The organism is Aquabacterium sp. (genome assembly GCF_035476535.1).
In the GTDB taxonomy this organism is placed as follows: Bacteria; Pseudomonadota; Gammaproteobacteria; order Burkholderiales; family Burkholderiaceae_C; genus Pseudaquabacterium.
On the sequence record NZ_DATILJ010000088.1, the window covers coordinates 13,123 to 31,256 of the forward strand.

General features: G+C 67.2%; 11 protein-coding genes and 1 pseudogene. 10 read left to right on the forward strand and 2 right to left on the reverse strand.

Annotated elements, in window-relative coordinates; translation table 11 throughout:
• The first annotated feature begins 159 nt into the window (after positions 1–159).
• On the forward strand, positions 160–1,701 hold the full coding sequence (locus VLK61_RS08965; RefSeq protein ID WP_325420308.1) for a sigma-54 interaction domain-containing protein: 1,542 nt from the start codon (positions 160–162) through the stop codon (positions 1,699–1,701).
• Positions 1,702–1,705: 4 nt separating this feature from the next.
• Here VLK61_RS08965 and VLK61_RS08970 read toward each other — a convergent pair whose 3' ends face one another.
• A complete protein-coding gene (locus VLK61_RS08970; protein WP_325420310.1) occupies positions 1,706–5,542 on the reverse strand; it encodes a Calx-beta domain-containing protein in 3,837 nt (1,278 codons plus the stop codon).
• 293 nt (positions 5,543–5,835) lie between these two features.
• On the opposite strand from VLK61_RS08970, the gene VLK61_RS08975 reads away from it, so the two are divergent.
• The 8 genes from VLK61_RS08975 (at position 5,836) to VLK61_RS09010 (ending at position 15,337) form a co-directional block, all read left to right on the forward strand.
• Positions 5,836–7,032, forward strand: coding sequence for a substrate-binding domain-containing protein (locus tag VLK61_RS08975; protein WP_325420311.1), 1,197 nt, complete (start codon positions 5,836–5,838; stop codon positions 7,030–7,032).
• 182 nt (positions 7,033–7,214) lie between these two features.
• Positions 7,215–8,693, forward strand: coding sequence for a fibronectin type III domain-containing protein (locus VLK61_RS08980; protein ID WP_414636791.1), 1,479 nt, complete (start codon positions 7,215–7,217; stop codon positions 8,691–8,693).
• A 9-nt stretch (positions 8,694–8,702) separates the two neighbouring features.
• Positions 8,703–9,482, forward strand: coding sequence for an ABC transporter ATP-binding protein (locus tag VLK61_RS08985; protein ID WP_325420314.1), 780 nt, complete (start codon positions 8,703–8,705; stop codon positions 9,480–9,482).
• Positions 9,479–10,216, forward strand: a complete 738-nt coding sequence (locus tag VLK61_RS08990) for an ABC transporter ATP-binding protein (protein ID WP_325420315.1) — start codon at positions 9,479–9,481, stop codon at positions 10,214–10,216. Before VLK61_RS08985 ends, VLK61_RS08990 begins: the two co-directional genes overlap by 4 nt.
• Complete coding sequence (locus tag VLK61_RS08995; RefSeq protein ID WP_325420317.1) at positions 10,213–11,241, forward strand: branched-chain amino acid ABC transporter permease; 1,029 nt, start codon at positions 10,213–10,215, stop codon at positions 11,239–11,241. Before VLK61_RS08990 ends, VLK61_RS08995 begins: the two co-directional genes overlap by 4 nt.
• Positions 11,242–11,248: 7 nt before the next feature.
• Positions 11,249–12,322 (forward strand): branched-chain amino acid ABC transporter permease, encoded by a 1,074-nt coding sequence (locus VLK61_RS09000; protein WP_325420319.1) that lies wholly within the window; start codon positions 11,249–11,251, stop codon positions 12,320–12,322.
• A gap of 13 nt (positions 12,323–12,335) precedes the next feature.
• Positions 12,336–14,474, forward strand: a complete 2,139-nt coding sequence (locus VLK61_RS09005; protein ID WP_325420321.1) for a D-(-)-3-hydroxybutyrate oligomer hydrolase — start codon at positions 12,336–12,338, stop codon at positions 14,472–14,474.
• A 23-nt stretch (positions 14,475–14,497) separates the two neighbouring features.
• Positions 14,498–15,337 (forward strand): alpha/beta fold hydrolase, encoded by an 840-nt coding sequence (locus VLK61_RS09010; RefSeq protein WP_325420323.1) that lies wholly within the window; start codon positions 14,498–14,500, stop codon positions 15,335–15,337.
• A 403-nt stretch (positions 15,338–15,740) separates the two neighbouring features.
• Here the strand turns inward: VLK61_RS09010 and VLK61_RS09015 are convergent, their stop codons facing one another.
• Positions 15,741–16,850: an ABC transporter substrate-binding protein gene (locus VLK61_RS09015; RefSeq protein ID WP_325420325.1), complete on the reverse strand. Its 1,110-nt coding sequence runs from the start codon at positions 16,848–16,850 to the stop codon at positions 15,741–15,743.
• 144 nt (positions 16,851–16,994) lie between these two features.
• On the opposite strand from VLK61_RS09015, the pseudogene VLK61_RS09020 reads away from it, so the two are divergent.
• A pseudogene (locus tag VLK61_RS09020) lies at positions 16,995–18,134 on the forward strand (excinuclease ABC subunit A); the annotation flags it as partial.

Consider the following 18,134-nt stretch of genomic DNA (forward strand, 5'->3'; position numbering starts at 1 on the left):
GCGCCCCTGCCCGGGCCGCGCAGGCGCGTCCGGCTGCGCGTTAGAGTGCGGCGATGGAACCCCCACGCTCGCGCTGCTCGCTGCCCCCCGGCCCCGGGAGGGGCCGCGTCGCGGCCCTTGGGGCGCTCAGTTCCTTCGGAACGGCCGGGCGGCACTGAGATGGCCCTGACCCCGCAGCTTCCCCAGGACACCGACAGCCTGCTGAAACTGGCCGCGCAGTCGATGTTCGATCTGTATGCGCAGACGGTGCAGGGCATGATGGTGGTGGACCGGGAACACCGCATCGTCTGGATCAGCGAGGGGTACAAGCGCTTTTTGCCGGCGCTGGGTTTTGAGGCCGAGGCCGACTTCGTCGGCAAGCGGGTCGAGGAGGTGGTGCCCAATACATTGATGGCCCAAGTCATCGAGACCGGCAGGCCCATCATGGTCGATTTGCTGACCAACCGCGCCGGTACTTTCCTGGTCAGCCGCGTGCCGCTGCGCGACGCGCTGGGCCAGGTGATCGGCGCGCTGGGCATGGTACTGATGGACCACCCCGAAAGCACGATGCAGCCGCTGATGGCCAAGTTCGGCCGCCTGCAGCGCGAGCTGGAAGTCACGCAGCGCCAGCTCGCGGCCGAGCAGACCAAGAACCGGCGGCCGAAGTACACCATTGCCGGCTACATCGGGGCCAGCGCCGCGGCGCTGGAAGTCAAGCGCCATGCGCGGCGCGTGGCCGGCACTGAATCCACCGTGCTGCTGCTCGGCGAAACCGGTACCGGCAAGGAACTGCTGGCCCATGCCATCCATGCCGCATCGACGCGTGCGGCGCGGCCCTTCGTTGGCGTCAACATCGCCGCGGTGCCCGACACCTTGCTGGAGGCTGAGTTCTTCGGCGTCGCGCCCGGCGCCTACACCGGCGCCGAGCGCAAGGGCCGTGACGGCAAGTTCAAGCTGGCCGACGGCGGCACCTTGTTCCTCGACGAGATCGGCGACATGCCGCTGGCGCTGCAGGCCAAGCTGCTGCGTGCGCTGCAGGAGCAGGAGGTGGAGCCGCTGGGCAGCAACCAGGTGGTGAAGGTGGATGTGCGGGTGATCGCCGCGACCAGCCGCGAGCTCGGCGCGATGGTGGCCGACGGGCGCTTCCGCGCCGACCTCTACTACCGCCTGAACGTGCTGCCGATCCGCCTGCCGGCGCTGCGCGAACGCATCACCGACCTGGAAGCCCTGGCCGATGCGCTGCTGGACGACATTGCGCGCCGCGGTGGCCTGCCGCACAAGAGCCTGTCGTCCGAAGCGCTGGACCTGCTGATGCACCAGCGCTGGCCCGGCAACATCCGCGAGCTGCGCAATGTGCTGGAGCAAGCCGCGCTGATGACCGACGACATGCTGCTGACACCGCTGCACTTTGCCGCGGCGCTGCAGCTGGATCCCGATGCCCGCGCGGCGGCCGCACGGGCCGAGCCCGGCGAAGCACCGCGGCCGGCACTGGCGGCGAGCGCAGCGGTGCCTGCCGCCGCGGCTGCGCTGCCGCGAGCCGAGCCGCTGCAGCCGCGGCCGCTGCCCGAGCAGGTGGCCGAGCTGGAACGCGCCGCGATGGCCGCCGCGCTGCGCGCCACCGCCGGCAACCGGCTGGCTGCCGCGCGCATGCTGCGCATCTCGCGCGCGGCGTTCTACGACAAGCTGGCGCGCTACCCGGAGCTGGCGCAGCTGGGACGCTGAGTCTTCAACCCGGCACCGGGAACCAGGCCGGGTCCAGCGTCAGCGTCTGGCCGACGATGCCGGCGATCTCCCCGGTGTTGTAGTCCAGCGTGGCCACCAGGGCCAGGATCGAGGCCTGGGTAAAGGTTCCGTCGCCGAGCAGGCCGACATACAGCGACAGCGCGTCAAGCGGAATCGGCGTTTCGATGATCGTGCCCCACAGGTAGGCCACCAGCACCTCGTCGGGCACGCCGGGAGCGTAGTGGTTGATCATGGCTTGCGCCGTGTCGGTCAGGTTGCCCAGCTGGTCGAGTTGCGCCGTCCACAAGCTCAATTCGGCGGTGCTGGGGCCGCGGTCAAAGGCGGCATTGAACAGCGCATAGGCCTGGTAGACGTTGCCGCCGGGGCCGGTGTCCGCGGCGAAGATCGTGTCGGCGAACTGCAGGCGCTCGACGCCGAACAGCGTGTCGCTGCCGTCGCCGCCGCCGGAGACGGTGCGCAAGGCGCTGTCGCCGGCCACCGTGTAGGCCGCCCGCGCGCCGCCGAAGATCACCGTGTCGATGCCTTCCTTGCCGTCGAAGCTGTTGTTCGCCGCGGTGCCGCGGAAGCTGTTGTTGCCGCTGTTGCCCAGGCCGTTGAGTGCCGCGCCGGTGAGCACCAGGTTCTCGGTGTTGTCGGGCAGGGTCAGGCTGATGCTGCTGCGCACGGTGTCGATGCCGCCGTTCGGGCTTTCGGCAATGCGGTCGAGCACGCTGCCGATGGTGTAGATGTCATCGCCCCGGCCGTGGCTGTACAGGCTGCCGGCACCGTCGTTGTCGAGCACGGTGACAGGGGTCAAGCGTTGCGGCACCGTTGCGTTGATGGGGCTGTACAGGTCCAGCGAGAAGGCCTCGGTGGTTTCCGCCGTGGTGTCGTCGGTCAGCGGCACCTGGACCAGCTTGGTGGTCTCGCCGGGGGCGAAGACCAGCTGTTCGCTGCGGTAGATGAAGTCTGCGTTGCCGCCGTAGGTGGCGGTGCCGATGTCGGTCTGGTAGCTCACCCGCACCTCGTTTCGCGCCGGTGCACTGAGCTGCACGACGAAGCTCGCGAAGCGATCGGCCTCGCTCACCACCAGCGGCGTGGCAGTGATCTGCGGCGTGCTGATCGGCGCCACGTCGTTGCGGCCGATCAGCGCGGCCCCCGCCGCATCGAGCAGCGTGGCGCCGCTGGCATTGCCGAGCTGCAGCTGGAAGCTTTCGTTGCTCTCCTGCAGCGTATCGTCCAGCAGCGTCAGCGTGACGGTTTTGGCCACCTCGCCCGGTGCAAAGCTCAGGCGGCCGCTGGCGGCGAGGAAATCGCTGCCGGCCTGGGCGCTGCCGTTGGCGCTGGCGTAGTCCACGCTAACCGTTGAAGTGGACGGCTTGTTCAACGTGACGAAGAAGCTGACGGTCTGCGATGCTTCGTCGACCACCGCGTCGCTGATGCCGAGGACGGGCGTGCCGCTGGTGCCGTCGTTGTCGATCACCAGGGCCGGGGTGTACTTCTGCGCCACGGTCGCGTTGACCGGCGAGTACAGGTCCAGCCAGAACACCTCGGTGCCTTCGGCGACGGTGTCGGGCGTGATGGGCACGTTCACCGTCTTGGTGGTTTCGCCGGGTGCGAACACCAGTTGCTCGCTGCGGTAGATGTAGTCTGCATTGCCGCCGTAGGTGGCACTGCCGATGTCGGTCTGGTAACTCACCCGCACCTCGTTCTGAGAGGGCGCGTCGAGTTGCACGACGAAGGTGGCGAAGCCATCGCTCTCACCCACCGCCAAGGCCTTGGCCGAGATCAGCGGCGTGCTGGTCGCGGCGCTGTCGCTGCGGCCGATCAGGCCCAGGCCGCTGCCGTCGGCCAGCGTGGCACCGCCGGCATTGCTGAGCAGCAGCTTGAAGAACTCGTCGGGCTCGGCATGTTCGTCGTCCTGGAGCGTGAGCGTGACGGTCTTGACCATCTCGCCCGGCGCGAAGTTCAGCGTGCCGTTGGCGGCCAGGTAGTCGCTGCCGGCCAGCGTGGTGTCGTCGGCCGTGGCATAGGCCACCGTCACCGCGGTGGTGGACGGCCGGTTCAGCGCGACGAAGAAGCTGGCGGTCTGCGCGGCTTCATCGACCACCGCGTCGCTGATGCTGATCGCCGGCAGGCCGGTGACGCCGTCGTTGTCGACGATGACAGCCGGCGTGTACTTCTGCGCCACCGTGGCATTCACCGGCGAGAACAGGTCGAGCCAGAAGACTTCGGCTGCCTCGGCGGTGGTGTCGTTGCTGATGGCCACGTGCACGGTCTTGTTCGTTTCGCCGGGCGCAAAGATCAGCTGTTCGCTGAGGTAGATGTAGTCCGTGCTGCCGCCGTAGGTGGCGCTGCCGATGTCGGTCTGGTAGCTCACCCGCACCTCGTTCTGCGAAGGCGCGCTGAGCTGCACCACGAAGCTGGCAAAGCCATCGCTTTCACCCACCGCCAAGGCCTTGGCCGAGATCAGCGGCGTGCTGGCCGCGGCGCTGTCGTTGCGGCCGATCAGGCCCAGCCCGCTGCTTTCGGCCAGCGTGGCGCCCAAGGGGTCGCTGAGCAGCAGCTTGAAGAACTCGTCGGGCTCGGCGAGCGTGTCGTCCAGCAGCGTGAGCGTGACGGTCTTGACCATCTCGCCCGGCGCGAAGTTCAGCGTGCCGTTGGCGGCCAGGTAGTCGCTGCCGGCCTGCGTGGTGTCGTCGGCCGTGGCATAGGCCACGCTCACGCCGGTGGTGGCGGGCCGGTTCAGCGCGACGAAGAAGCTGGCGGTCTGCGCGGTTTCGTCGACCAGCGCGTCGCTGACGCTGATCGCCGGTGTGCCGGAGATGCCGTCGTTGTCGACGATGACGGCCGGCGTGTACTTCTGTGCCACCGCGGCATTCACCGGCGAGAACAGGTCGAGCCAGAACACCTCGGCTGCCTCGGCGGTGGTGTCGTTGCTGATGGCCACGTGCACGGTCTTGCTCGTCTCGCCGGGCGCAAAGACCAGTTGTTCGCTGAGGTAGATGTAGTCCGCGTTGCCGCCGTAAGTGGCGCTGCCGATGTCGGTCTGGTAGGACACCCGCACCTCGTTCTGCGAGGGCGCGTTGAGCTGCACCACGAAGCTGGCAAAGCTCTCGCCTTCGCTCACCGCCAGAGGCCGTGCCGAGATCAGCGGTGTGCCGACGGGATCGGCATCGTTGCGGCTGATCAGGCCCAGGCCGCCGGCCTCGGCCAGCGTGGCACCAGTGGGGCTGGAGAGTTGCAGCTTGAAGAACTCGTCGGGCTCGGCCAGCGCATCGTTGCTCAGCGGCACGGTGACGGTCTTGACCATCTCGCCCGGCGCAAAGCTCAGCAGACCGGCGGTGCTGCTGAAGTCGGCGCCGGCCAGGGCGGTGTCGTTGGCCGTCGCATAGGAAACCGTGACCGCGCCGGTCGATGGCCGGCTCAGCCAGACGAAGAAGCTTGCCGTCTTGGCGGCCTCGTCCACCGCTGCATCGCTAACGCTCAAAGCGGGCGTGCCGCTGCCGGCGTCGTTGTCGAAGATCAGCGCGGGCGTGTACTTCTGCGCTACCGTCGCGTTGATCGGGCTGTACAGGTCCAGCCAGAACACCTCGGTGGCCTCGGCCGTGGTGTCGGTGCCGAGCAGCACACGCACGGTCTTGCTGGTCTCGCCGGGCGCGAAGCTCAGCGTGCCGCTCTGGTAGACGAAGTCCTGGTTGCCGCTGTAGGTGGCGCTGCCGATGTCGGTCTGGTAGGACACCTTGACCTCGGTGGCCGCTGCCGCGTCCAGCGTGATCACGAAATCGATGCCGCCGGCGCCTTCACTGGTGGCCACCGGGGTGGCTTGGATCAAGGGCATGTGATGTCTCCTCGAAGATCCGGACCAGCCGATACGCTAGCAGAGCGGGGGCAACTGTTTGTAATTAGTCTGAAAATCACACATTCAAAATTCTGACTGTCTGAATGTCGTCCATAAAGTTGCTGCGTACTGTCTTGATGCTGGGCACGTTGGCCAAATGGATTCGACAAATGGTCTCGAATGGGTCCAAAACTTCGGGTTTGCACTGATTAGGTGCGGTTGGCACGCAGCTTGCGCATGATGGGACATCACCGGCGCCATTCGCGCGCCCGTCACTCCAAGGAGACCCCTGCATGAAGCGTCGTTCGCTCTCGTATGCCCTGATCGCATCCGCCATTGCCAGCTTGCTGGCTGCACCGGCCGCGATGGCCCAGTCCGGCGAGATCCGCATCGCCCACGTCTACAGCAAGACCGGCCCGCTGGAAGCCTACGGCAAGCAGACCGCGCTGGGCTTCATGATGGGCCTGGAGTACGCCACGCAAGGCACGATGACGGTGGCCGGCAAGAAGCTGGTGGTCATCGAGAAGGACGACCAGGGCAAGCCCGACCTCGGCAAGAGCCTGCTGGCGGCGGCCTACAACGACGACAAGGCCGATCTGGCGGTAGGGCCGACGTCTTCCGGCGTGGCGCTGGCGATGCTGCCGGTGGCCGAAGAGGCCAAGAAGATCCTGCTGGTCGAGCCGGCGGTGGCCGATTCGATCACCGGCGACAAGTGGAACAAGTACATCTTTCGCACTGGCCGCAACAGCAGCCAGGACGCCATCTCCAACGCCGTGGCATTGGACAAGGCGGGCGTGACCATCGCCACGCTGGCGCAGGACTACGCCTTCGGCCGCGACGGCGTGAAGGCCTTCAAGGAATCGATCAAGACCGCGAAGATCGTGCACGAGGAGTACCTGCCGACGACGACCACCGATTTCACTGCGGGTGCCCAGCGCCTGATCGACAAGCTCAAGGACCAGCCGGGTCGCAAGGTGATCTGGATCATCTGGGCCGGCGCTGGCAACCCGTTCAAGATCGCCGACCTGGATCTGAAGCGCTACGGCATCGAGATCGCCACCGGCGGCAACATCCTGCCGGCGATGGCCGCCTACAAGCAGTTTCCGGGCATGGAAGGCGCCACCTACTACTACTTCGGCATCCCGAAAAATCCGATCAATGAATGGTTGGTGGCCAACCATTACTCCAAGTTCAAGGCTCCGCCGGACTTCTTCACTGCCGGTGGCATGAGCGCGGCGATCGCGGTGGTCGAAGCTTTGAAGAAGACCAAGGGCGACACCAACACCAACAAGCTCATCAGCACGATGGAAGGCATGAGCTTCGACACGCCCAAGGGCAAGATGAGCTTCCGCAAGGAAGACCACCAGGCCATGCAGAGCATGTACCACTTCAAGGTCAAGGCCGATCCGGCGTTCGCCTGGGGCGTGCCGGAGCTGGTGCGCGAGATCAAGGCCGAAGAGATGTTGGTGCCGATCCGCAACCGTCGTTAGGCCGGACGCCTTCGGCGCCGGCCCAACTCGGCTCGTTCGACCGGACGCCTGCGGCGCCGGTCAACTCGCCGGGCTGCGGGGGTCGCCTTCGGATTCCCCTCGCCACCAATTGCCGCTTCGTTCGGACTTCCGGATACACGGGGGGCGGAGCGCCGTTGTCCGTTGATTCAGGAGACAAGATGATGAGTCGGAGAGCATGGGTGGCGTTGGCCATTGCGATAACCGGTTATTCGAGCGTTTGCGCCGAGCCGCTGCCGGCGCTGAACATCGACACGTCGAAGATCAGTGTTTCAGGGCTGTCCTCGGGGGGCTTCATGGCCAACCAGCTGGGGTATGCCCATGCGTCCACCTTCATGGGCGTGGGCGTCTTCGCCGGCGGGCCCTACATGTGCGCGGGCCACAGCAACTACACCGCCTGCATGTACAACGCCTCCATCAGCGCCAGCATGCTGAATGCGATGCAGGCCGACATCAACAACTGGAGCGGCACCGCCAATGACGACAAGTCGCTGGTGGCCGGCCAGAAGATCTTCATGTTCGTCGGCAGCAGCGACTCGACGGTCGGCCCCAACCCGATGAGCGCGCTGCAGACCCAGTACATCAACAACGGCGTTCCGGCTGCCAACCGCATCTACACCCAGCGCGCGGGCGCCGCCCACACCTTCCCGACCGACTTCGATTCGAGCGGCAACAACAGCTGCGGCTCGACTTCTTCGCCCTACATCAGCAACTGCGGCTACGACGGCGCCAAGGCCGTGCTGCAGCACGTCTACGGCACGCTCAACGCCCGCAACAACGCGCCGGCGGCAGCCAACTACCGCCCGTTCGACCAAACCCTCTACAGCAGCGGCAACCCCGGCATGGCCGCCAGTGGCTGGGTCTACGTGCCGGCCAGCTGCGCCGCGGGCACCACCTGCAAGCTGCACGTGGCGCTGCACGGCTGCGTGCAGAGCGAAAGCCAGGTCGGCGACAAGTTCGTCAAGAACACCGGTTACACCCGCTGGGCCGACACCAACGACATCGTCGTGCTGTTTCCGCAAACCAAGGTCGACAGCAGCAACCGCGTCACCGCGGCCAGCGGCGCGCTGCCCAACCCCAATGCGTGCTGGGACTGGATCGGCTGGTACGGCAGCAACTTCGCGCAGAAGGCCGGCACACAGGCGACGGCGATCAAGGCGATGGTCGACCGCGTGGCTTCGGGCTCGGGCGGCGGCGGCGCGCTGCCGGCGCCCACCGGCGTGGCCACCTCCGGCGCCACGGCCAGCAGCATGACCATCAGCTGGAATGCCGTCAGCGGCGCCACCGGCTACAACGTCTACCGCAACGGCAGCAAGGTCAACGGCGCGGCCGTGGCTGTCACGAGTTATGCCGATACGGGCCTGGCTGCCGGCACCACCTACAGCTGGACCGTCACCGACCTGAACAGCGGCAACGTCGAGAGCGCGCATTCGACGCCTGCCACCGGCACCACCACCGGCAGTGCCGCGGTGTGCTTCACCGCCAGCAACTACGCACACACGACGGCCGGCCGCGCGCACCTGAGCATGGGCTATGCGCTGGCCAACGGATCGAACCAGAACATGGGCCTGTGGAACGTCTTCATCACGACGACGTTGAAGCAGACCGGCCCCAACCACTACGTCATCGGTACCTGTCCATGACTTGCGCACATGCTTGAAACCAAAGACCTCACGATTCGCTTCGGCGGCCATGTGGCGGTGGACCATGTGTCCTGCCGCTTCGCCGCCGGCACGCTGACAGCCATCGTCGGCCCGAATGGCGCCGGCAAGACCACCTACTTCAACCTGATCTCGGGCCAGCTGCCGGCCAGCGAGGGCCGGGTGCTGCTGGATGGCGCGGACATCACCGGCCTGCCGGCGCCGCTGCGCACGCACCGCGGCCTGGGCCGGGCGTTCCAGCTGACGCAGTTGTTCCCGAAGCTCACGGTGCGCGAAAACGTGCGCCTGGCGATCCAGGCGCGCGAAGCCGGGCGCGGGCAGGGCGGACCCTTCGGAGGTCTGGATGTCTGGCGCGTGTGGCTGGACCGCAAGGCCTGGGTCGACGAGGCGCAGAGCATCCTCGAGCAGGTGCGGCTGGGCGACAAGCAGGCGGCGCACGCCAGCGCACTGCCGCATGGCGACCAGCGCAAGCTGGAGGTGGCGCTGCTGATCGCACTCGACCCCAAGGTCTTCATGTTCGACGAACCCACCGCCGGCATGAGCGTCGACGAGGTGCCGGTGATCCTGGACCTGATCCGCGCGTTGAAGTCGCGCAAGGACTGCACCATCCTGCTGGTCGAGCACAAGATGGACGTGGTGCGCGAGCTGTCCGACCGCATCATCGTGCTGCACAACGGCGCGCTGGTGGCTGATGGTGAGCCGGCCGAAGTGATCGCGTCGCCGGTGGTGCAGCAAGCCTATCTCGGCATGGCGGCCGAGGAGCCAGCATGAGTACACCCCTGCTGGAACTGAGCGGTGTGCACACCCACATTGGCGCTTATCACATCCTGCACGGCGTCGACTTCGCCGTGCCCGAAGGCCAGGTGACGATGCTGTTGGGCCGCAATGGTGCCGGCAAGACCACAACGCTGCGCACGATCATGGGCCTGTGGCAGGCCAGCCAGGGCGATGTGCGTTTCAGGGGCGCGTCGCTCAAGGGTCTGAACACGCCGGACATCGCTGGCCAGGGCATTGCCTACGTGCCCGAGAGCATGGGCATCTTCAGCGACTTGACGGTGAAGGAAAACATGGTGCTGGCCGCGCGCAAGGCCCGCCATGCCGGCGAACTGGACACGCAGCGGCTCGACTGGATCTTCGGCCTGTTCCCGGCGCTGAAGAAGTTCTGGCTTTACCCGGCCGGCAAGCTGAGCGGCGGCCAGAAGCAGATGCTGGCGGTGGCGCGGGCGATCTGCGAGCCGCGCGCACTGATCCTGATCGACGAGCCCAGCAAGGGTCTGGCGCCGTCGATCATCAACAACCTGGTCTCGGCCTTCAACGAGCTGAAGCGCCAGCAAACGACGATTCTGCTCGTCGAGCAGAACTTCATGATGGCCAAGGCGCTGGGCGACACGGTGGCGGTGATGGACAACGGCCGCGTCGTGCATCGCGGTGCGATGCGTGAACTGGCCGAGGACGAAGGCCTGCAGCAACGCCTGCTGGGGCTATCGCTGGGAGCACATCAATGAACACCACCACCGCGGCCACGGCCACCCCACCGGCCACCCCCACGGCGGCAGTGCCGAAAGCGCAGTTCGACTGGAAGCCGCTGGCGCTGCTGGCGGCGCTGGCGCTGATCGGGCTGCCGCTGATCGGCAGCCCCAGCACCTGGCTGACGCTCACTGTCGCCGGCCTGGCGATGGGGCTGATCGTCTTCATCACCGCCTCGGGCCTGACCTTGGTGTTCGGCCTGATGGACGTGCTGAACTTCGGCCACGGCGTGTTCATCGCGCTGGGGGCCTTCGTCGCCACCAGCGTGATGGGCGCCACCGTCGGCTGGACCAGCGGCATGGGACAGCTCGGCGCGGTGTTCCTGGCCATGCTGGCCGCGATGGCGGTGGCCGGCGCCATCGGCTGGGCCTTCGAGCGCGTGATCGTGCGGCCGGTGTATGGCCTGCACCTGAAGCAGATCCTGATCACGATGGGCGGCATGATCGTCGGCGAGGAGATCATCAAGGTGATCTGGGGCCCGGCGCAGATCCCGCTGCCGCTGCCCGAGGTGCTGCGCGGCGCCTACCTCATCGGTGACGCGGCCATCGGCAAGTACCGCGTGTTGGCGATGGCTGTCGGCTTGCTGGTCTTCGCCGCGCTGATCTTCACGCTGAACCGCACCAAGATCGGCCTGCTGATCCGCGCCGGCGTGCAGGACCGCGAGATGGTGGAGTCGCTGGGCTACCGCATCAAGCGCCTGTTCGTCGGCGTGTTCGTCGCCGGCTCGGCGCTGGCCGGGCTGGGCGGCGTGATGTGGGGCCTGTTCCAGCAGAACGTGATCCCGCAGATCGGCGGCCAGGTCAACGTGCTGATCTTCATCGTCATCATCATCGGCGGGCTGGGCTCGACGCTGGGCTGCTTCGTCGGCGCCATCGCCGTCGGGCTGCTGGCCAACTACACCGGCTACCTCGCACCCAAGGTGGCGCTGTTCTCGAACATCGGGTTGATGGTGGCGATCCTGTTGTGGCGGCCGCAGGGCCTGTACCCCGTCACCAATCGATGAGCGCAGCATGCTGAACAGACTTCTCTCCCATGATCTGCCCAAGAGCCGCTGGCTGGGCATTGCGCTGCTGGTCATCGTGCTGGCGCTGGCCTTCGCGCCCTTCCTGTTCCCGGGCAGCAAGGCGCTGGGCGTGGCGGCCAAGATGCTGGTCTTCGTGCTGCTGGTCGCCAGCTACGACCTGCTGCTGGGCTACACCGGCATCGTCAGCTTCGCGCACACGATGTTCTTCGGCATCGGGGCCTATGGCGTGGCGGTGGCCAGCACGCATTGGGGGCCTGGCATCGCGGCGGTGCTCGGCGGCCTGGCCGTCGCGCTGCTGATCACGCTGCTGCTGTCTCTGGTGGTCGGCCTGTTCTCGCTGCGCGTGAAGGCGATCTTTTACGCGATGATCACGCTCGCCGTGGCCGCGGCCTTCCAGACGCTGGCCTCGCAGCTGTCGGACCTGACCGGCGGCGAAGACGGGCTGACCTTCAAGAACCCGGAACTCTTCAGCCCCTCGTTCGAGCCCTTCGAGAACCCGCTGTTCGGCGTGACGATCGACGGCAAGATCTTCAGCTACTACCTGCTGTTCATCGTCGTCGCGCTGCTGTTCCTGGCGCTGCTGCGCATCGTCAACTCGCCGTTCGGGCGGGTGCTGCAGGCGATTCGCGAGAACGATTTCCGGGCCGAGGCGATCGGTTTCCGCACTGTCGTCTATCGCACGCTGAGCAACGTGCTGTCGGCGCTGTTCGCCTGCATCGCCGGCGCCTTGCTGGCCCTGTGGCTGCGCTACACCGGCCCCGACACCACGCTGAGCTTCGAGATCATGCTCGACATCCTGCTGATCGTCGTGATCGGCGGCATGGGCACGATGTACGGCGCGGTGGTCGGCTCGGCGCTGTTCGTGCTGGCGCAGAACTACCTGCAGGACTTGCTCAAGCTCGGCGAAGCCACGCTGTCCGGCGTGCCGGTGCTCGGCAGCTTCGTCTCGCCGGACCGCTGGCTGCTGTGGCTGGGCGTGCTGTTCGTGCTGTCTGTCTACCACTTCCCGACCGGGGTGGTGGGGCGGCTGCGTGCGCTGGCCGGCGGCCGCGCCGAGTGAATGAAGCCGCAAGATGAATCCACAAGAGGAGAAGATCGTGAAGACAGCTCTTTTGCGCGTTAGCGCGTTGGCCGCCACCGGCCTGGCAGCGGCCGGCCTGACAGCGGCGCTGGGCGGCTGTTCGCTCGATGATGATCCTGTCGACGTCAACGTCAAGCCGAGCTATGTCGGCACGGTCAGGACCACGCGCTACGACGGCGTCAGCGACGATCTGCTGACGGCGGGCCTGGGCAAGACCGGCCTGGCCTCGGCCAGCGCGCCGGCGACCTCGGCCACGCCGACGGCGGCCGAACTGCGCAAGCTGTCGATCTACAACAGCTACCGCGCCATCGTCGACATGACCACCGCCGGCGGCTACGGCGTGTTCTACGGCCCGAACGTCGATGCCAACAATGTTGCCGGCAGCGGCGAGGGCCGCATTGCCGGCACCGAGTCCATCGCCTACAGCGACGACGGCAGCGGCCGCAACGTGACGCTGATGGTGCAGGTGCCCGACAGCTTCAACCCGGCCTCGCCCTGCATCGTCACCGCTACCTCGTCGGGTTCGCGCGGGGTTTATGGCGCCATCTCCACCGGCGAGTGGGGCCTGAAAAAAGGCTGCGCGGTGGCCTACACCGACAAGGGCACCGGCGGCGCGCCGCACGACCTGGCCAACGACACCGTGCCCTTGATCGACGGCACGCGCAGCACGGCCGCCGCCGGCCAGGACGCGCAGTTCAACGCCGGCCTGAGCGCCGTGGACCTGGCGACGTTCAATGCCGCCACGCCGAACCGCTTTGCCTTCAAGCACGCCCATTCGCAGCGCAACCCCGAGAAGGACTGGGGCTTGTTCACGCTGCAGGCGGTGGAGTTCGCGTTCTGGGTGCTGAACGAAAAGTACGGCATCGCCCTGGCCGATGGCGGCCACGAGCGCGCGCTGAAGCCCGACAACACGCTGGTCATCGCCTCCAGCATCTCCAATGGCGGCGGCGCGGCGATCGCGGCGGCCGAGCAGGACCGCGGCAGCTGGATCGATGGCGTGGCGGTGGCCGAGCCGGCGGTGGAAATGCCGGCCAACCCGGGCGTCAGCATCCGCCGCGGCAGCACCAGCCCGGCCACGGTCGGCAAGACGCTGGTGGACTTCACCAGCTACGCCAACCTCTACCAGAGTTGCGCGGCGCTGTCCTCGCAAGTGGCCGGCGCGCCGGGCGCGATCTATGTTTTCGCGGCCTTCGCGACCAATCGCTGTGCATCACTGAAGGCCAAGGGCCTGCTGACGGCGGAGACCCCGGCGGCCCAGGCCGATGAAGCGCTGCAGAAGCTGCGCGATTATGGCTGGGAGCCGGAAGCGGCGATCCTGCATGCCTCGCATGCCGCGTTCGAAGTGGCGCCGGCTGTCACCGTGACCTTCGCCAATGCGCTGGCCCGCGCCAGCGTCAAGGACCATCTGTGCGGCTACAGCTTCGGCGCGACCACGGGGACCGGCCTGCCCACCGCACTGGCCGCCGGCCTGCCGACGATGGCCGCCACCGGCAACGGTGTGCCGCCCTCGGCCGGCGTGCAGCTGATCAACAACCTCAGCATCGGCGCCCCGCTGCGCGACCTGCTCTCGTTCTCACCATCCACCGTCACGCAGGATTTCAACCTCGACGGCGCGCTGTGCCTGCGCAACTTGCTCACCGGCACGGACGCCCCGTCCGTGGCGCTGCAGACCGGCCTGAACGAAACCCGTCGCAACGGCAACCTGGGCGGCAAGCCGGCGCTCATCGTGCATGGCCGTGCCGATGCCTTGTTGCCGGTGAATCACACCTCGCGGCCCTACACCGCGCTGAACAAGCTGGTCGAGGGCGCGGCGAGCAAGCTGTCGTACATCGAGGTGGCGAATGCACAGCACTTCGACGGCTTCATCGGCTTGCCGGCGATCCTGCCGGGTTACGACAGCCGCTACATCCCCCTGCACGTCTACCTGAACCGCGCGCTGGACGCGATGTATGCGCATTTGAAGATCGGCGCCGCGCTGCCGCCCAGCCAGGTGGTGCGCACGGTGCCGCGCGGCGGCACGCCCGGCACGGCACCGGCCTTGACCGCGGCCAACGTGCCGCCGATCGCCGCCACGCCGGCCGCGGCGGACACCATCACCTTCAGCGGCTCGACCTTGAGCGTGCCGGACTGACAGATCCGGCAAGGGACATCACGATGAGTTTCACGTCTCACTACCTGCGCTGCGAAGGCCGCGAGCTGCACTACACCGAGTGGGGCGCCGACCATGACGAGGTGGTGATCGCCTGGCACGGCCTGGCACGCACCTGCCGCGACATGGACGACATTGCCGGGCAGCTGGCCACGCGCTACCGCGTGATCTGCCCGGACACGCTGGGCCGCGGCCTCTCGCAATGGAGCCCGCTGCCGGACGAGGAGTACCAGCTGTCCTTCTATGCGCGGCTGGCCACGGCGCTGGTCGATCAATTGGGCATCACGCAGTGCCACTGGCTGGGCACCTCGATGGGCGGCGCCATCGGGCTCAAGGTGGCCGCCGGCAGCCTGCGCGGGCGCATCCGCCGGCTGGTGCTCAACGACATCGGGCCGGAACTGGCGCCGGCAGCGGTCGCTCGCATCAGGAGTTATGCCGGCAATCCGTCGGCCTTCGACACGGTCGGCGAGCTGGAGACCTACTTCCGCACGATCTACAAGCCCTACGGCTGGTTGAGCGACGCGCAGTGGCGGCGCCTGACGGAAACCAGCGTGCGCCGCCTTCCGGACGGCCGCGTGACGCCGCACTACGACCCGGCGATGGTGCGCCAGTTCATCGTGCACCCAGCGGACTACGACCAGTGGGATGCCTGGGACAGCCTGGAGATTCCGGTGCTGGTGCTGCGCGGCGTCGATTCCGACCTGCTGCTGCCCGAGGTCGCCGATGCCATGCGCGCGCGCGGCCCGCAGGCTGTGGTGGCGACGATCGCCGAATGCGGCCATGCGCCGGCGCTGAACATGCCGGCGCAGTTTGCGCTGGTGGAGCGCTTTCTGGCGGGCAGCTGAGGCGCTGGCTTGAGTCGACCGCTTTATCGTGGCCGTCCGGTCGCCTGGCGGCGATCAGCGCCACCAGGCCCAGGCTGGCCAGCAGCAGCGGCAGCCTGGCGGGTTCGGGGATTGGCAGCTCGATGGGGCTGTTGAACGCGACAGTCGCGTCCGGCGTGCGAGCCAGGCTGGCGAGTCCCCACAACAACCCGCATGACAGGCCGAAAACCCCAAGCGCCGTGACTATGGACCGGAAGCAATGCAGAACTGCACGCATGGCGTCTCCTCGGGCACCGTCTCGGCAAGTTACTCCCCGTGAGGGGGCTTGCCACCCCCTATTTCGGGGGTCGGCGCAGGCTTCGAAGCTCTGCGCCCGCCGGGCCGGCGCTGCGCCGGACGGGGCCGCTGGCCGAACCGAGGGCTGTCAGCGCCTGAATCGTCCGTCGGCGCCCACGATGGAGAGCTCGGCGTAATCGAGCCCGGTGTGGTCCTTGGCGCTGTAGCTGATGTCCAGCCCGCCGATGTTCACCTTCTGCATGCCTTCCAGGGCCCGCTGCAGGCCGCTGCGCGTCATGTCTTTGCCGGCGCGGCGCAGGCCTTCCACCAGCACCTTGGCCGCGGCAAAGCCTTCCAGCATCGCCGGTGTCACCTCGGTGCCGCCCTTGGCCACCGCCAGGTCATGCGCTTCCTTGACGATCGGCGCGCCCAGCGAGCGTTCGTACGGGAACACCTGGCTGACGATGGTGCCGCGTGCATGCTCCTTCAGTGACTTGACGAAGCCCGAGGAGGCGTTGTTCGACAAGGTCACCAGTTGCGCGCGCGAGCCGGCGGCGCGCAGCTGGTGGATGCCGTCGACCACGGTGTCGCCGGAGCCGATGAACATCACCGCCTGGGCTTCTGCGGCCACCACCTTCGGCACGATGGTGCTGAAGTCAGGCTTCTTGCGGTCGTACTTCTCGTGCACCACCGGCTGCTTGCCCGAGGCGGTGAAGCCCTTCAGCGCGCCGATGGCGGCGTCGGCGCCAAACGTGTCGTCGACCTGCACGATGGCCACGCGCTGCATGCCGATCAGGAACAGGTGCTGCACCGCCTTTTCGGCTTCGCGCTGGTAGGTGGCGCGCACATTGAAGACCCAGGGGTTCACCGGCTGGTGCAGCGCCATCGCGCCGGTGGAGGGCCCGATCAGCGCGAGCTTGTGCTGTTCCAGCAGCGGCAGCAGGGCCTGCGAATGCGGTGTGCCGCGCGACAGGAACAGCGCGATCACGCCGTCATCGATCAGCTTCTTCGCGTTCTCGGCGGCGTTCTTCGGGTCGAACTTGTCGTCCATCGACACCAGCTCGATGGCCTGGCCGTTGATGCCGCCCTTGGCGTTCACCGCGTCGAGGTAGAGCTTGGCGCCGTCGCTGGTTTCCTTCACGCCGGCGGCCGCCGGACCGCTGAAGCCCGCCGTCTGGCCGACCTTGATCTGCGCCTGGGCCGTGGCCACGAAGGCCAGGCATGCGGAGAGAAACAGCGAGCTCCACAGACGTTTCATCAGGCACTCCCGGGGCATGGCCCCGATGCGGGAGGCCATTCTGGCGCAGGGAAATCCGGTGCAACTGCGGGCAAATACGCACTGGCGCCCAAAGGTGTGCAGCACTTCCTAGAATGCTCGGCCCTGTCATCCGGAAGCCTGTCCATGAGTCATGGCGTGATTCGCATTCGTGGTGCCCGCCAGCACAATCTGAAGAACCTGGACCTGGACATCAAGACCGGTGAGATGACGGTCGTCACCGGCCCCTCGGGCTCCGGCAAGTCCAGCCTGGTCTTCGACACGCTGTATGCCGAAGGCCAGCGCCGCTACGTCGAGACCTTCAGCGCCTACGCGCGGCAGTTCCTGGACCGCATGGACCGCCCGGCGGTGGACAAGGTCGAAGGCGTGCCGCCGGCGATTGCCATCGACCAGACCAACCCGGTGCGCACCTCGCGCTCGACGGTCGGCACGATGACCGAGCTGAACGATCACCTGAAGCTGCTGTTCGCCCGCGCGGCCGACCTGTTCGACAAACAGACGGCGCAGCGGGTGCGGCATGACACGCCGGAGACGATTCATGCCGACCTGGTGGCACAGGCGGCAGCAGCGGGGGACCCGCGGGTCGTCATCACGTTTCCAGTCGAACTGCCCGAGACTGTCTCGGCGACCGAAGTCGAACAGTGGCTGTCGGCCTCCGGCTTCACCCGCGTTCAAGCCGAACGCGTGGTCAACCACCGCAAGGTGCTCGATGTCGTGGCCGACCGGGTGCGGCTGTCGAATGCCGACAAGGTGCGGGTGGTCGAAGCCATCGAGCTGTCATTGCGGCGCGGCAGCGGGCGCGTCAATGTCTATGCGCTGAAGGACGCGGCCGAGCCGGACCTGTGGCGCTATTCCACCGGCCTGCACTGCCCCGATAGCGACCTGCGCTATGCCGACCCGCAGCCGGCGCTGTTCAGCTTCAACTCGGCTTTCGGCGCCTGCGAGGCCTGCCGCGGCTTCGGCCGGGTGATCGGTGTCGACTTCGGCCTGGTGATTCCCGATCACCGCAAGACCCTGCGCGCCGGCGCGATCAAGCCGATGCAGACACCGGCCTGGAAAGAGTGCCAGGACGACCTGATCAAGTACGCCGGCGAGGCCGGCATCCCGCGCGACACCGCGTGGAGCCAGCTCTCGCAGGCGCAGCGCGACTGGGTCATCGAAGGCAGCCCGAACTGGAACGGCAAGTGGAACCAGCAGTGGTACGGCGTGCGCCGCTTCTTTGCCTACCTGGAGAGCAAGGCCTACAAGATGCACATTCGCGTGCTC

Coding starts and splice junctions, on each gene's coding strand:
- VLK61_RS08965 (WP_325420308.1), top strand. CDS start 160: ATGGCCCTGACCCCGCAGCTTCCCCAGGACACCGACAGCCTGCTGAAA.
- VLK61_RS08970 (WP_325420310.1), bottom strand. CDS start 5,542: ATGCCCTTGATCCAAGCCACCCCGGTGGCCACCAGTGAAGGCGCCGGC.
- VLK61_RS08975 (WP_325420311.1), top strand. CDS start 5,836: ATGAAGCGTCGTTCGCTCTCGTATGCCCTGATCGCATCCGCCATTGCC.
- VLK61_RS08980 (WP_414636791.1), top strand. CDS start 7,215: ATGAGTCGGAGAGCATGGGTGGCGTTGGCCATTGCGATAACCGGTTAT.
- VLK61_RS08985 (WP_325420314.1), top strand. CDS start 8,703: ATGCTTGAAACCAAAGACCTCACGATTCGCTTCGGCGGCCATGTGGCG.
- VLK61_RS08990 (WP_325420315.1), top strand. CDS start 9,479: ATGAGTACACCCCTGCTGGAACTGAGCGGTGTGCACACCCACATTGGC.
- VLK61_RS08995 (WP_325420317.1), top strand. CDS start 10,213: ATGAACACCACCACCGCGGCCACGGCCACCCCACCGGCCACCCCCACG.
- VLK61_RS09000 (WP_325420319.1), top strand. CDS start 11,249: ATGCTGAACAGACTTCTCTCCCATGATCTGCCCAAGAGCCGCTGGCTG.
- VLK61_RS09005 (WP_325420321.1), top strand. CDS start 12,336: ATGAATCCACAAGAGGAGAAGATCGTGAAGACAGCTCTTTTGCGCGTT.
- VLK61_RS09010 (WP_325420323.1), top strand. CDS start 14,498: ATGAGTTTCACGTCTCACTACCTGCGCTGCGAAGGCCGCGAGCTGCAC.
- VLK61_RS09015 (WP_325420325.1), bottom strand. CDS start 16,850: ATGAAACGTCTGTGGAGCTCGCTGTTTCTCTCCGCATGCCTGGCCTTC.